Source organism: Pseudoduganella sp. GW821-FHT12E03 (assembly GCF_058807115.1).
Map to the genome: position 1 here is coordinate 127,320 of NZ_JBXAQJ010000016.1, position 13,902 is coordinate 141,221.

8 protein-coding genes are annotated in these 13,902 nt (G+C 65.8%); 4 read left to right on the forward strand and 4 right to left on the reverse strand.

The genetic code is table 11. From position 1 onward, the window contains the following. Positions 1 to 76: 76 nt before the first annotated feature. The 3 genes from AC1RRC_RS30480 to AC1RRC_RS30490 are packed head-to-tail and all read right to left on the reverse strand — an operon-like array spanning position 77 to position 2,955. Complete coding sequence (locus AC1RRC_RS30480; RefSeq protein ID WP_493059515.1) at positions 77 to 1,483, reverse strand: glycosyltransferase family 2 protein; 1,407 nt, start codon at positions 1,481 to 1,483, stop codon at positions 77 to 79. Between the two features lie 4 nt (positions 1,484 to 1,487). Next, on the reverse strand, positions 1,488 to 2,561 hold the full coding sequence (locus AC1RRC_RS30485) for a HEAT repeat domain-containing protein (RefSeq protein ID WP_493059516.1): 1,074 nt from the start codon (positions 2,559 to 2,561) through the stop codon (positions 1,488 to 1,490). Between the two features lies 1 nt (position 2,562). After that, positions 2,563 to 2,955, reverse strand: coding sequence for a response regulator transcription factor (locus AC1RRC_RS30490; RefSeq protein ID WP_493059517.1), 393 nt, complete (start codon positions 2,953 to 2,955; stop codon positions 2,563 to 2,565). 267 nt (positions 2,956 to 3,222) lie between these two features. On the opposite strand from AC1RRC_RS30490, the gene AC1RRC_RS30495 reads away from it, so the two are divergent. The 4 genes from AC1RRC_RS30495 to AC1RRC_RS30510 are packed head-to-tail and all read left to right on the forward strand — an operon-like array spanning position 3,223 to position 12,175. Next, positions 3,223 to 5,172, forward strand: coding sequence for an efflux transporter outer membrane subunit (locus AC1RRC_RS30495; protein ID WP_493059518.1), 1,950 nt, complete (start codon positions 3,223 to 3,225; stop codon positions 5,170 to 5,172). Next, on the forward strand, positions 5,169 to 6,866 hold the full coding sequence (locus AC1RRC_RS30500) for a LuxR C-terminal-related transcriptional regulator (RefSeq protein WP_493059519.1): 1,698 nt from the start codon (positions 5,169 to 5,171) through the stop codon (positions 6,864 to 6,866). Before AC1RRC_RS30495 ends, AC1RRC_RS30500 begins: the two co-directional genes overlap by 4 nt. Before the next feature lie 25 nt (positions 6,867 to 6,891). Further along, positions 6,892 to 10,809: a peptidase domain-containing ABC transporter gene (locus tag AC1RRC_RS30505; RefSeq protein WP_493059520.1), complete on the forward strand. Its 3,918-nt coding sequence runs from the start codon at positions 6,892 to 6,894 to the stop codon at positions 10,807 to 10,809. 4 nt (positions 10,810 to 10,813) lie between these two features. Further along, entirely contained in the window at positions 10,814 to 12,175 is a 1,362-nt protein-coding gene (locus tag AC1RRC_RS30510; RefSeq protein WP_493059521.1) for an HlyD family type I secretion periplasmic adaptor subunit, read from the forward strand. A gap of 72 nt (positions 12,176 to 12,247) precedes the next feature. Here AC1RRC_RS30510 and AC1RRC_RS30515 read toward each other — a convergent pair whose 3' ends face one another. Further along, the gene (locus AC1RRC_RS30515; protein WP_493059523.1) at positions 12,248 to 12,682 is read right to left on the reverse strand and encodes a hypothetical protein; all 435 of its coding nucleotides are present in this window, start codon (positions 12,680 to 12,682) and stop codon (positions 12,248 to 12,250) included. Positions 12,683 to 13,902 lie beyond the last annotated feature (1,220 nt).

Sequence of the window (13,902 nt, forward strand, 5' to 3'; positions counted from 1 at the left end):
ACGCGCGGCACCAGCCGGAGCAACCGCCGCAGCATTCATTGCCGCAGCATGGCGGACCGCATGCACATGCTCCATATCAAGCCTTGCTTTGCCAGTTACCCTTGCGTTGCATCGCGCCCCAGGTGGATTCACGCTGCGTGGCCCAGCGCCACAGTCCCACCAGCCGCCACCAGCTGTTCAACTGGCGGTAGCCGAAGTTTTCCGCGATAACCACCAGCGCCAGGACGCCCAGCTGGCGCATGCGGGGGTAGATGTGGAACGACATTTCTTCCAGCATCAGCCCGGATGCGGACAGCAGCACACCGAGCCCAATGGCGACGAACAGGAAGATGGCGAAGGCTTGCCATGAAATCCAGCCGAACCAGATCGCCACCGCCATGAAGACATAGCCGCCCAGTTCCACCAGCGGCCCCAGCCACTCGAACAGCATCATGAAGGGAAACGCCAGCCAGCCCGGTACGCCGCCGCGCCGGCTGAACATCAGGCCCCAGTTGGCGGCCAGGCTTTCCGACAAACCGCGCTGCCAGCGGATGCGCTGGTTGCGCAAGGTGGCGTGGTCTTCCGGCGCTTCGGTCCAGCACACCGGGTCGGGCACGAATTGCACGCGGTAGCTGACGCCTTTGGCGCGCAGTTGCCGGTGCATGCGGACCACCAGTTCCATGTCTTCGCCGATGGTCTTGGGTTTGTAGCCGCCGGCCAGTACCACGGCATCCTTGCGGAACAGGCCAAAGGCGCCCGAGATGATCAGCATGCCGTTGATGGTGGACCAGCCCAGCCGCCCGAACAGGAAGGCGCGCAGGTATTCGACCACCTGGAACAGCGCCCAGATATTGCGCGGCAGGCCGATGCGCGTCAAAAAGCCGCCTTTGACTTCGCAGCCATTGGCAACCCGCACCGTGCCGCCCGACGCCACCACGGTGGCGTCATTCAGGAAGGGCCGCACCAGCCGGTGCAGCGCATCGCGCTGCAGGATGGAGTCGGCATCGACGCCACAAAACAGCGGGTAGCGCGAGGCATTGATGCCTGCGTTCAGCGAATCGGCTTTGCCGCCATTGACCTTGTCGATCACGCGCAGGTTGGGATAGCGGGTGGAACGGTAAATCGCCTTCACCGGCTTGGTGTCCAGTTGCACGCGGTAGGCTTCCGGGAATGGCTCGAGCGCGAATTCCTGCCGCAGCACCGCCAGCGTGCCATCTTTTGAGCCATCGTTGATGACGATGATTTCCAGTTCCGCGTACGACAGCTGCAGCATCGAGCGCACCGAGGCGGCGATCGTGGCTTCTTCGTTATAGGCAGGCACCAGCAGGCTGATAGGCGGTTCCAGCGAGGAATACACTTGTGGCAAGTCGTCGAGCACATCTTCCTGGCTGCGCCGGTGCAGCGCCACCACCGACAGCAAGTTCAGCAACAGATAGCCGCCATTGAGCAGGATGAAATAAATGATGACGAAATGCGTAAAGAAGTCGATCGCATGGTGCAGCATCGGGTCATCCTTTCAAGGCGGATTCCGCCAGTACCTGGCGCATCATGTCGGCGCCAAAACGGTCGGCGCCATCGCACACGGCCTGGATATCGGCCGGGGCCAGGAATGGCAGCGAGGCCAGCGCCTGCGCGGCGCGGTAGCGCACCCACCACTGCGAATCGCACAGCATGCCTTGCAGGCGGGGCAGGTCGGAAACGTCGCCGATATGGCCCAGGGCGCGCGCCGCCTGCAGGCGCACGCGCCAGTCTTCGTGGCCCAGGTGACTGCGCACCAGTTCCAGCATGTCCGGCACGGCCGCCATGCGCAGCACCGCAATCAGCACGTCGACCGAACCGCCCTGCAGCAAGCCTTGCAGCACGGTGGCGGGCAGTGTGGCGCGCAAGCCTTCCAGCAAGCGCAGGGCTGAAGGCAGGCGTTCCTGCGGCAGCGCCGGGATGGCGTCGACCAGGATCGGCGTCCAGTGCAGGTGCACCTCTTGCAGGATTTTCGCCACTTGCGACAGCGCCCAGTCATCGCGCCGTAACAGCAGCGGCGCCAGTTCGCGGGCCGCCGTTGCCGGCTCGATTTGCACCAGCGCCCACAGCGCGTGGACAGAGGTGGCGGGGTCCATGCCCACCGCCTCTTTCATCAGGCTGTTCCACGCGCGCCGGTCGCGCAAATGACCCAGCGCGAGGATCGCCAGCAACTTGCGGGCGCGCTGGCCGGACGCCAGCAAGGTATGGGCCATGGCGCTGCAGTCGAGCGCAAAGCCCACCTGGTTCAGGCCGGCGCTGGCTTCGCCCCGGACCGACTGGTGCAGCCGCACCCACAGTTTCAAAAAGGTCAACCGGTCGCGCGGCGCCAGCACCGGTAACGCGGGCGGCGGCTCGCCGGCCAGCGCGGCATTCAGCAGCGGACGCCACACGGCAACCACGCGCTGTTCCTGGCGCCGCCGCCGCCGCAAGCCGTCGCGCAGCACGATGATGTACACGCCGATTGCCAGGGTCAGGGCCAGCGCGCCGGCGCCGGTCCAGGCGGCGGCCAGCAGGATCGGGTCCGCCAGCCGCCCGAACAACTGGGAGGGCAGCAGCAGCGCCATGTCAGGTCTGGCGCAGGTAACGGCGTACGCGGGCCAGCAATTCGGCAGGCTGGAATGGCTTGACGACGTAATCATTGGCGCCCGCGTCCAGCGCACGCACGATGTCGCGCTCCGTGGTCTTGGCCGTCAGCATCACGACCGGCACCTGGTTCCATGCCGGCAAGGCGCGGATGATGCCGATCACTTCAAAACCATCGAGGTAAGGCAGCATGACGTCGAGCAGTACCAACGCCGGCAACGCCACGGCTTGTTCCACCGCCTCGCGCGCCGCCATGCCATCGGTCGCCAGTTGCACCTGATAGCCTTGCCGTTCCAGCATGAACTTCAGGATTTGGCTGATGTGTTCATCGTCTTCAACGACGAGGATGAAAGGTTTGCTGGCGTCTTCGGTCATGGTGTCGGGACAGAAACGGGTACCAGGCCATTGTACCGAAAGTGCAAGAAAACCAGCATCGGGCTGGCGTGTGCGGTACAAGTGCAATAAATACCACTGTCTTGGACAATTACCGTTGCATCCAACTCAACATTTATTGAGGCAGATCCATGGTTATGCTACTGTGCCAGTTCATAGCCACCTCTGGTTTCCATGTCACCCATTTTTATCCGGCGAAGTGCTGAGACACTGTCCTTCGAATTGCATCGCAATAGCTTAGGCCGCGGAATGGCCGCCGCCCTGATCGGTGTGCTGTTGACCGGATGCGCGGCTAAGCGTTCCCAGTACGATGTTCCTGTAGTTCCCATTCCCGCTTCTTTTCCGAAAGCATCGTCCGCAGCACCCGTGGCGCCACAGGCGCCGGCTGCGCCTGGCGCCCCGGGGACACAACCCGCCGCTGCCAGCACCCGGCTGGACCAGGTCTTGCCGCAGTGGTGGCGCCTGCTCGGCAGTGCCGAGCTCGACGGACTGGTGCAACGCGCCATCGACGGCAACCCGGAATTGAAAATAGCCGCGCTGCGCGTGCAGCAGGCGCGGGCCCGCACCTCGCAAGCGGTGTCGGACCAGTTGCCGGTGCTGACCGGATCGGTACAGCAGCGGCGCGAAGCGGCGGAAGGGGATATTGGCGGTGGCGTGACCAGTTCCCGCACCCCGGCCCGTTCCGTCAGCCAGGTCGGCCTGCGGGCCGATTTCCGCCTCGATATCTGGGGCGAGCGCCAGTCGCAGTTCGAGTCGGCGGAAATGCAGGAGCGCCGCGCCATGTTCCAGCGCGATGATGTGCAGCGCAACCTGGTGGCCAATGTGGTGGCCGGCTATATCGATTACCTGTCGTTCAATGACCGCTTGCGCGTGGCCATGGAAACCGATGTCGCGGTATCCGGCATGCTGGCGGCAGTGGAGGCGCGGCTCGACAAGGGGGACGCCACCCTGATCGACATGGAACAGCAGCGCGCCGCGGTGTATTCCGTGAAAGCCACGATCCCCGCGCTGGAGCAGCAGCGCGATGAAGCGCTGAACAACCTGGCCGTGCTGCTGGGCGTTGCTCCCGGGACGCTGCAAGTCAAAGGCCAGGGACTGGCCGCGTTGTCTTATCCCACCGTGTTGCCGGGCGTGCCATCGGCATTGCTGCTGCGCCGGCCCGATGTGCGGGTGATGGAAGCGCGCCTGCTGGCGGCCGACGCCGATATCGACGTGGCGCGCACGCGGTTGTTGCCGCCGCTGGATTTGTCGGCGCAAGCCGGCTACGGCAGCCGGTTCATGTCGCGCCTGTTCGAACCGCAAACCCTGTTCTGGAACCTGGTCGGCAGCTTGTCGGCGACGATTTTCGACCATGGCCGGCGCAGCCGCGAGGTCGACGTCGCCACCGCCGTGCACCAGGAATTGGTGGAAACCTATGCGCGTGTGATTTATGGCGCCGTGCGCGAAGTCGATGATGCGCTGGGCGGTATCCGGCTGGGGCGCGCGCGCCTCGGTGCGCAGCGCGAAGCCGCGCAGGCGGCCAAGCGGGCCTGGGATTACAGCCGCGAGTCGTACCAGGCCGGCGGTATCGACCACCTGCTGCTGCTCGATACTGAACGTACCTATCACCGCATGCTGGATGAACAGCACAATATCGACTTGCAGCGCTACCGCGCGCTGATCAACCTGTTTTCCGCGCTGGGCGGCGGCACCGCCGGCGGCGAGCCGCTGCCGGGCAAGGGCAAGCGTCCGGCAGCGCCGGCGGCGGAGGACGCCGGCCGCGTGTTCGAGGACGCGCCTCCGGCCGCGTCATCGGCCGCGCCATCCCCGGCGGCGGCCAGCGCACCGGCATCCGCGCCTTTACTGGAGGGCGAGTGGCAGCTGGAACTGGCTGCCGCCGCCGATGCGTCCGCCATTGCCGCCATGTGGCGCGACTTGCAATTGCGCTTCCCTGACATGATGAACCAGCGCACCGTGGCGGCGCGCAAGCCGGAGCGGGAGGGCGCCGGCTTGCGCGTGTTCCTAGCGCGCTTCGCCAGCGGGGCCGATGCTGAAATTGCCTGCGCCCGATTGCGTGAACAGCACATCGCGTGCCGCGCGGTCGGACCGGGCGCCACGCCCGATGGCGCGCTGCCGCCGGCGGCAACGGGCAAACCGGCGCCAGTGACGCACCAGCCGGCGCTGTCTGGCCGTGCTGGCGGTATGGCGCGGCTGCCATGAACGACGCCAGGCCCGATCCGCGCGAACCGGGCGCCGCGCCAGTGCCAGACCCGTCGCCGGCGCACGTGGAGCTGACGCCGCGCCAGCAGCAAATCATGGAATTGCTGCGCGCCGGCAAGGTCAACAAGGAAATCGCGCGCGAACTCGGCATCGGCGTCGGCACCGTCAAACAGCACGTGGTGACCCTGTTCAAGCGCCTCAACGTCCGCAACCGCACGATGGCTGTGACGCGCGGAATGGCCATGGCCGAACAGCGCCAGGCCGAGCCGCATGAGCAACGGATCACTGCCGCCCCCGGACCCGCTGCCGGGATGCTGGAACGGCGGCCGTGCGTGGTGCTCAGCCTGGGGCTGCCGCCATCCTTCGATGAGGGCGCGGTGCGGCGCCTGCACGACAGCCTGGCGGCGCTGGCGTGCAGTTACGACGCGGTGTTCGTGGCGCGCCGCGGCAACGCGGGGGATTTGATCTTTGGCCTGCACCAGGTAGGCGAGCGGGATTTGTTGCGCGCCATGGCCTGCTCACAGCACCTGTATGAAACATTGCATGCGGAGGCGCCGGCGCTGGCCGGCGCCCTGCGTGGCGGCCTGACGGTTGGCATTGTGGTGGCCAGCATGCTGCGCAACGGCGGCTGGTCCGGTGAAGCCATCGTCAGCAGCGCGATTGGCAGTGCGCGTGAATTGCAGGAACAGGCCCAAGCGGGCCAATTGGCGCTGGGCCATCCGGTGTTTGACGTGATGCTGGCGCAGGGGATCCGGGGTGATGCGCTGTTTGGCGCCGATGCCGGGCCGGGCGCGGTGGCGTTTGCCGCGCTGGCCGGCATGGACTGGCAGGGCGAACGGATCGCCTATCCGCTGGTGGGGCGTGCGGCGGAACGCAAGACACTGGAACGTTGCCTGCGCGACGCCGCCGCTGGCCGGGGCGCCTTGCTGGTGCTGGAGGGCGAGACCGGCATGGGCAAGTCGCGGCTGTGCAAGGCGCTGCTGGCGCAATGCCGGCAGGCGCAGGGCCACGCGGTGTCGTACCTGGTGCCGCCGGATGCCGCGCAGCGCGATACCGCCGCCGGCATTATTGCCATGCTCGATGGCTCGCGCGCGCAGCCGGGCGCACCACTGGCCGCCGTGATCGACGATTACCATTTCCTGTCCCCGGCCCAGCGCATCGCCGTGCTGCAGCGGGCGCACGCGGCGGCGCAAGCCGGTGCGCTGGTGGTGCTGTCGGGCCGCCATGTGCCGGAAACCAGCGGCGCCGATGCGGTGCCGGTGGCGCGGCTGGCGCTGAGCCGCCTGAACGGCAAGGAAATCGAAGCGCTGGTGCGGCAAGTGCCGGGCGCGCAAGCCATGCCTGCGGCCCAGGTGCAGCAGATCGTGGCCGATGCGGCCGGCGTGCCGCTGTTCGCGGTGGAACTGGCGCGGCATTGCCATGAAGTCGGCGTCGCGCTGCCTTTGCTGGTGACGGTCATCGCACGGCTCGACAGCATGCACCTGGACCGCAAGCTGTTGCGCGCGGCGGCGCGCCGCAGCCTGCCGCCGACGGCGGCGGAACTGGCCGCGATGCTGGGAGAAACGCCGCAGGTGGTGGCCGATGCGGTGCAGCGTGCGGTGGCCGCCGGTGTGCTGCGCGCCGATGCGGATGGCCGCCTCGACTTCGGCCACCCGCTGCTGCGCAAGATCATCGATTATTTATCCCTGGAATAGTGCTTTGAACAGTCCTGTGAGTGAAATGAATACAACTTCATCATCGGCGCAAAAGCCGGCCGCCGCCATCGGGGCCGGCGGCGCTTCCGCGTGGCGCGGGCTCCTGCGCAACAGCGCGCTGGGACAGGTGCTCAATTCGCCGGACTTGCGGCGCGTGGCGCCGGGGCTGGCGCTGTCGGCGTTTTTATCGAACTTGCTGGCGCTGGCGATGCCGCTGGCAATCCTGCAGATCATGGACCGCGTGGTCGGCAACCAGTCGCTGGAAACCCTGGCTTTCCTGGTGTGCGGCATCGTGGTGGCGCTGGTGCTGGAAGAAGTACTGCGCACCATCAGTTCGGTCGTTACCGGCTGGCTCGGGATCCGCTACGAGCACCGGACCGGCATGGCGGCGCTTGGGCGCCTGCTGCGGGTGCCCATGCGGCGCTACCGTGGTGAGGAAGCCGGCACCTATGCGGAACGCATCCTGGCCAGCGCCAAGGTGGCCGAATTCTATTCGGGCCAGGCCTTGCTGGTGGTGTTCGACTTGCCGTTCGTGGTGCTATTCATGGCCATCATCCTGGCCATCGGCGGCTGGGTGGGACTGGTGCCGATTGCGCTGCTGGCGGCGTTTGTCGCGCTCAGCCTGGGCTTTGGCAAGCGCCTGAGCGAGCAGATCGAGCAGCGCCAGGTGCTCGACGACCGCCGCAGCAGCTTCCTGGCCGAAGTGCTGACCAATATCCACACGGTGAAAACCCAGGCCATGGAATTGCTGATGCTGCGCCGTTATGAGCGCCTGCAGGAAGCCAACGCGCGCATCGGCGAGCAGCTGACGGGCAGCAGCGCGCGCGCCAATGACCTCGGCGTCCTGTTTTCGCAAGTGATGGTGGTGGCGGTCATTTCGGCCGGTTCGGCCGCCGTGATCCTGGGCCAGATCACGCCCGGCAGCCTGGCGGCCATCATGATGCTGTCGATCCGCGCGCTGCAGCCGCTGCGCCGCAGCCTGGCCGTGTGGCTGCGCTACCAGTCGTTCGTGTCGGCCCAGCAGCGCCTCGACGACATCATGGCCATGCCGTTCGAAGACGGCGCCGGCCTGCCGCCGCTGCAGCCGGTCACGCAAGGCATCGAGTTGCGCGATATCTTGCTGCATCACGGCGCCGGGCGCGCGCTGTTCTCGGGCCTGTCGCTGACCATTCCCGCAGGCCAGTGCATTGCCATCCAGGGCGACAGCGGCAGTGGTAAAACCAGCCTGCTGTCGCTGGTCAATGGCCTGGAGCGCCCGGACCAGGGCCAGGTCTTGCTGGACGGCGTGGCAATCGGCGCCTGCGCGCCGGATAGCATCCACAAGGAAATCGCCTTCCTGCCGCAGTCCGGCAAGATCATGTCGGGCACCATCCTGGAAAACCTCACCATGTTCGACCCGCACCTGAACCAAGCCGCGCTGGCGGTGGCGCGCGACATGGGGCTGGACCGCATGGTAGCCGGCATGAAGGCGGGGTATGAAACATCGCTGGGAGAGGGCGGCGGCGAAATCCTGCCGGAAGGTGTGCGCCAGATGATCGCCATCGTGCGCGCGCTGGTGCACAACCCGAGCGTGATCCTGTTCGATGAAACCAATATTGCGCTTGACATGGAAGGCGACAAGCGCCTGCGCGATTACCTGGCCGGCTGCAAAGGTGTGCGCACCATGGTCATGGTGACGCACCGCCCGTCGATGCTGTCGCTGGCCGACAAGGTGTATTCGCTGACCGATGGCCACTTGCGCGAAGGCTTGCTGCGCGAAAAGGACCAGGCGGCCGAGCAGGATGCGCCGCCGCCGGCCGCGCCGGAGCGCCCGCAAGCGGTCAGCGATGCCTTTGAAATGGCGGACCGTTACTATGAGCATCCGTCCGACCTGGCACGCTGCCTGTCGCCGCTGCTGAAAGCGCTGGAATGGCAGGGGCAGCCGCAGCACCTGGTCGACGCCATGCCGCACCTGGCGCAGGAACTCGATTTGTCCGGCCTGTGCAGCGTGCTGGCCAATCTTGGCTATTTCCCGCGCCACTTCCATACGTCGCTCGGCACGCTCGATGAACGCCTGCTGCCGTGCCTGTTCCTGCCGCAGGATGCGCCGGCCATGGTGGTGTATGGCCGCCGTGCCGACGGTGCGCTGCGCGTGTTCGATAGCGGCTGCGGCAAGGAAGCCGCGCTGGACGAGGCGGTGCTGGGCCAGTTGGGCGAAGCGTACCTGTTCCAGCCCGACGAGCGCATCGATCCCAAGAGCGCGCGCAGCAGCAATAACGGCAGCTGGTTCGGCGCGCTGGTGTGGCGGCTGCGCAAGCACCTGGGCATGATCCTGGGGCTGACCGTGGTGTCGACCGCGCTGGCGCTGATGCCGCCGCTGTTCGTCAAGGCGGTGTTCGATACCGTGATCCCGAGCGGCGATATCCGGCTTGGCATGTTCCTGACCCTGGGCGTGCTGCTGGTGGTGGGACTGGACTGGCTGTTGCGCGGCCTGAAGAACCGTATTCTTGCCTACGTGGGCGGGCGCACCGAGTATGTGCTGGGGACCGGCGTGTTCGAACGGGTGATCTGCCTGCCGGCCACGTCGACCGATGGCGCATCGAGTTCGCGCCAGCTGGAGCGCATCAAGAACCTGGAAAGCTTGCGCGACTTCTTCCTCGGGCCGATGGTGCTGATTGCGTTCGAACTGCCGGCCAGCCTGGTCATGCTGCTGGCGCTGGCCTTCATCAACGCGTGGGTGCTGTTGGTGGTGCTGGCCGCCGTGGCGCTGTATGCGGCGCTGTGGTTCGGCACTCGCCAGTGGAACCAGAGTTCGATGGGGCGCTCGTCGCAGCTGGGCGGCGCGCGCAGTGAATTCATCAACGAAGTGCTGTCCAATATGCGCCTGATTCGCGCCGCCGGCGTGGCGCAGACCTGGCTGAAACGCTTCCAGGATATCAGCGGCAAGGCGGTGCTGGCATCGTTCCAGGACCAGCAGCTGCGGGTCCGGATGTCCGGCGCGGCGCAAATCCTGGGCATGTGCACCGGCTTGTTCGCGATGGCGGCGTCGGCTTATCTGGCCGTGGCAGGCAACCTGACGGGTGGCGCGATGGTGGCCACCATGATGATCGTCTGGCGCCTGACGGGCCCGATCCAGAACGTATTCCTGGCCGCCAGTTCGCTGGTGCGGACGCGCACCAATATCCGCCAGATTGAAAACCTGATGCGCCTGCAGACCGAGCGCGAAAGCGGCATCAAGCCGGTGGTGCGGCCTGCGGTGACGGGAGAACTGTCGTTGTCGCGGGTATCGTTCCGTTATGCGAATGATGCCGACCCCGCGCTGCTGGGTTTGAATTTCTCGGTGGAGCCGGGGCAGATGGTGGTCATTGCCGGGCCAAATGGTTCCGGCAAATCGTCGTTGCTGAAGCTGATCGTGCGCGTGTATACGCCGCAGGCCGGCACGATCCGCCTGGATCAGGTCGATATCCGCCAGATGGCGGCGGCCGAATTGCGCAGCGGGATCAGCTACATGCCGCAAAACTGCGAAATCTTCCATGGCACGATCCTGCAAAACTTGAAGCTGGTGCACCCGGTGGCCACCGACGATGAAGTGCGCTGGGCGATCGATATGGCGGGGTTGTCGGCCGATATCGGCGCCATGCCGGAAGGCCTCGAGACACGGATTTCCAACAGCCGCCTGGAACAGCTGCCGTATGGCTTCCGCCAGCGCATGCTGCTGGCGCGCGCCATGCTGAAACCTGCCTCGGTGGTGCTGCTCGATGAACCGGGCACCGGTATGGATGAAGCGGGCGAACAGGCGCTGATCCGCTGCATCACCTGGCTCAAGGGACGCACCACCTTGCTGGTGGTGTCGCACCGTCCAGGGCACATGCGCATGGCGGACCGCGTGATCTACATGAAGGGTGGTGCGGTCGCGGCGATGGGTCCATATGAAAGCATCAAGAACACGATGATGGCAGGGTAAGCAGATGAAAAAACTTGTACAGCAAGTATTGTTCGGGGCCGAAGGCCAGACTGGCATGGGCAGCCGCAAGCGGCGCCTGCTGTCCGAAGCGGCCCGGGTGGAAGAGGAACTGGTGCCGGCTTTTGTGCGGCCGCTGCTGGTGATGGTGGCCGTGGTGGTGGTGCTGTTCTTCCTGTGGGCCGCCGTTACGCAGATCACGGAAGTGGCGCGGGCGCCGGGTGAGGTGGCGCCGTTCGGTCAGGTCAAGGTGGTGCAGCACCTCGATGGCGGGTCCGTGGCGGAAATCCTGGTCGAAGAGAAAGCGCTGGTGCAGCCGGGGCAGGTGTTGCTGCGCCTCGATGGCGGCCAGGCGTTGTCGGACTTGCGCCAGACCAGCGCCCGCATGGTCGCGCTGCGCCTGCGCCTGGAGCGCCTCAGTGCTTTCGTCGATGGCCGCAAGCCGAAGTTCGACGAGCTGGCGCCGAACCATCCGGAACTGGTCGCGCACCAGCAGCAGATTTACCAGACCCAGTTGTCGAGCCGCGATTCGGCGCTGGCGATCCTCGATCACCAGGTCAGCCAGCGCAGCGACCGGCTGCAGCAAATCCAGAAGGCACTGTCGACGGCGCAGGAACACCAGGGCTTGACGGGCGAACTGGCGACCATGCGCGAAGACCTGGCCAGCCGCAAGCTGGTGAACCGCTCGGTATTGCTGGAAACGCGCCGCGCCAAAGTCAGCGCGGAAGGCGAAGTGGCGCGCCTGTCGGCGGACACCAAGGTGTCGGAGCAGGAGCTGGCGGAAATCCGCAGCCGCCGCGTCGATACGCTGAACGTGCTGCGCCGCGACGCCCTGGCGGAAATCGGCACTGTCAGCGCGGAACTGGCGGAAGTGACGGAATTGCAAGCCCGCCTGCAAGCCAGGGTGGACCGGCTGGTGGTGCGGGCACCGGTGCGCGGCTATGTCCAGGACTTGAAAGTGCAAACGTTGGGACAGGTGGTGCAGCCGGGCGGCCTGATGATGCAAATCGTGCCGGATGCGGTCCCGCTGGAAGCGGTGGTGCGGATTGCGCCCAAGGATATCGGTTATGTGAAGGTGGGCCAGCCGGTCAACTTGCGCGTCAGCAGCTTCGATTATGCGCGGTTTGGCTTCGCGGAAGGCAAGCTCAAGCGGATTACCGCCACCAGCGTGGTGGGGGAGGATGGCCGCCCTTACTTCCGTGGCTGGGTGGATTTGCCACAACCGTATGTTGGACACAACAGCAACCGTTATATGTTGCAGCCGGGCATGGGCGTGGAAGCGGAAATCCTGACCGGTGAAAAAACCGTACTGGCGTACCTGTCCAAGCCGCTGCTGGATATGTTCTCCCGGTCGTTCCGTGAACGGTAATTCCTGTCAAAAAGTTAATTTTCCAGGGGGTACTATAACCTCTGGCCGTCTGGTTGGTTGAATAGCGGAAAGCTACACTGCAAATAGGCAAAATTCGCCAAATTCGCATAAATTCGCTAGGACACGGCCATGGCTGACAATAATCAAACTCCCGAGAATCAGCAGCCTCAGGAAAGTGCCGCACCTGAAAATCAGGAAGCGGCGCTGTTTGATGACTTGACCGTATTGAGCCGGGGCGAAGGGCTGGGGGACACTACCCGTACCGACAACCTGGGCACGGCGCCTGAGCGGATTGACAATACCGGCAATGAAAACGTCCAGGCCGATGTCCGGGGCAATGACACGCGCGACCGGAATAATGCGAACGAAGGCGCGATTGCCGACCAGGGCCAGGGTGTTGATGGCGCCGCCGCGGGCAATGGACTGACACCACCGGCGATTGACAATGGCAGTACCGGTGGCCAGGTCGGCGTACCATTTGTTGACCAGGTGGTGCCGGCGGCACAAATTGATTTGCCCGACGATGCGGGCGCAGCCGGCAGTGCAAACAACGCCGCCGCAACCAACGTCACCACGCCGGACGGCGCGGGGGGCACAGGCGAGGGTGGTGACGTTGCCGGTGCCGAGGCGCCGGACAATAGCGGCCCGGCTACTGACGTGAATGCGGCATCAACCACTGGCGAAACCACGACGGACGCGCCAGCGGCCACACAAGCACCGGCGGCCACGCCTGCCCCGACCGAAGCGGCCGAAGTGACCGATACCCCGGCGCCGACCGAGACGACCGCCCCTGCCGACACTGCGGCGCCGACGGATACCGCTGCGCCAACTGACACGGCCGCGCCGACAGTAACGCCGGAGCCAACTGTCACGCAAGCGCCGACGCAAGCCCCGACGGAATCCGCCGCACCAACCGAGGCGCCAACGGTAGCTCCGACTGAGGCCCCAACGGAGGCGCCGACCACAGCACCGACCGAAGCCCCGACGGAGGCTCCAACTGATGCGCCGGTATCGACTGGACCGACCGAGACCGAACCGGCCACGACTGAACCAGCCACGACCGAGCCAGCCACGACTGAACCGGCCACGACTGAGCCGGCTACGACTGAACCGGCCACGACTGAGCCAGCCACGACTGAGCCAGCAACGACTGAGCCAGCAACGATCGAGCCTGCGACGACCGAGCCTGCGACGACCGAGCCAGCAACGACTGAACCAGCCACGACGGAGCCAGCCACGACTGAACCGGCTACGACTGAGCCTGCGACGACTGAACCGGCCACGACTGAACCAGCCACGACCGAGCCAGCAACGACTGAGCCGGCTACGACCGAACCGGCCACGACTGAACCAGCAACGACTGAGCCAGCATCGACTGAGCCGGCTACGACCGAGCCTGCGACGACCGAGCCAGCAACGACTGAACCGGCCACGACTGAACCGGCCACGACCGAGCCAGCCACGACTGAACCGGCCACGACTGAGCCTGCGACGACCGAGCCAGCCACGACTGAGCCGGCTACGACTGAACCGGCCACGACTGAGCCAGCTACGACTGAGCCGGCCACGACCGAACCGGCTACGACCGAGCCAGCAACGACTGAGCCGGCCACGACCGAACCGGCTACGACCGAGCCAGCCACGACTGAACCGGCTACGACTGAACCGGCCACGACTGAGCCAGCTACGACTGAGCCGGCCACGACCGAACCGGCTACGACCGAGCC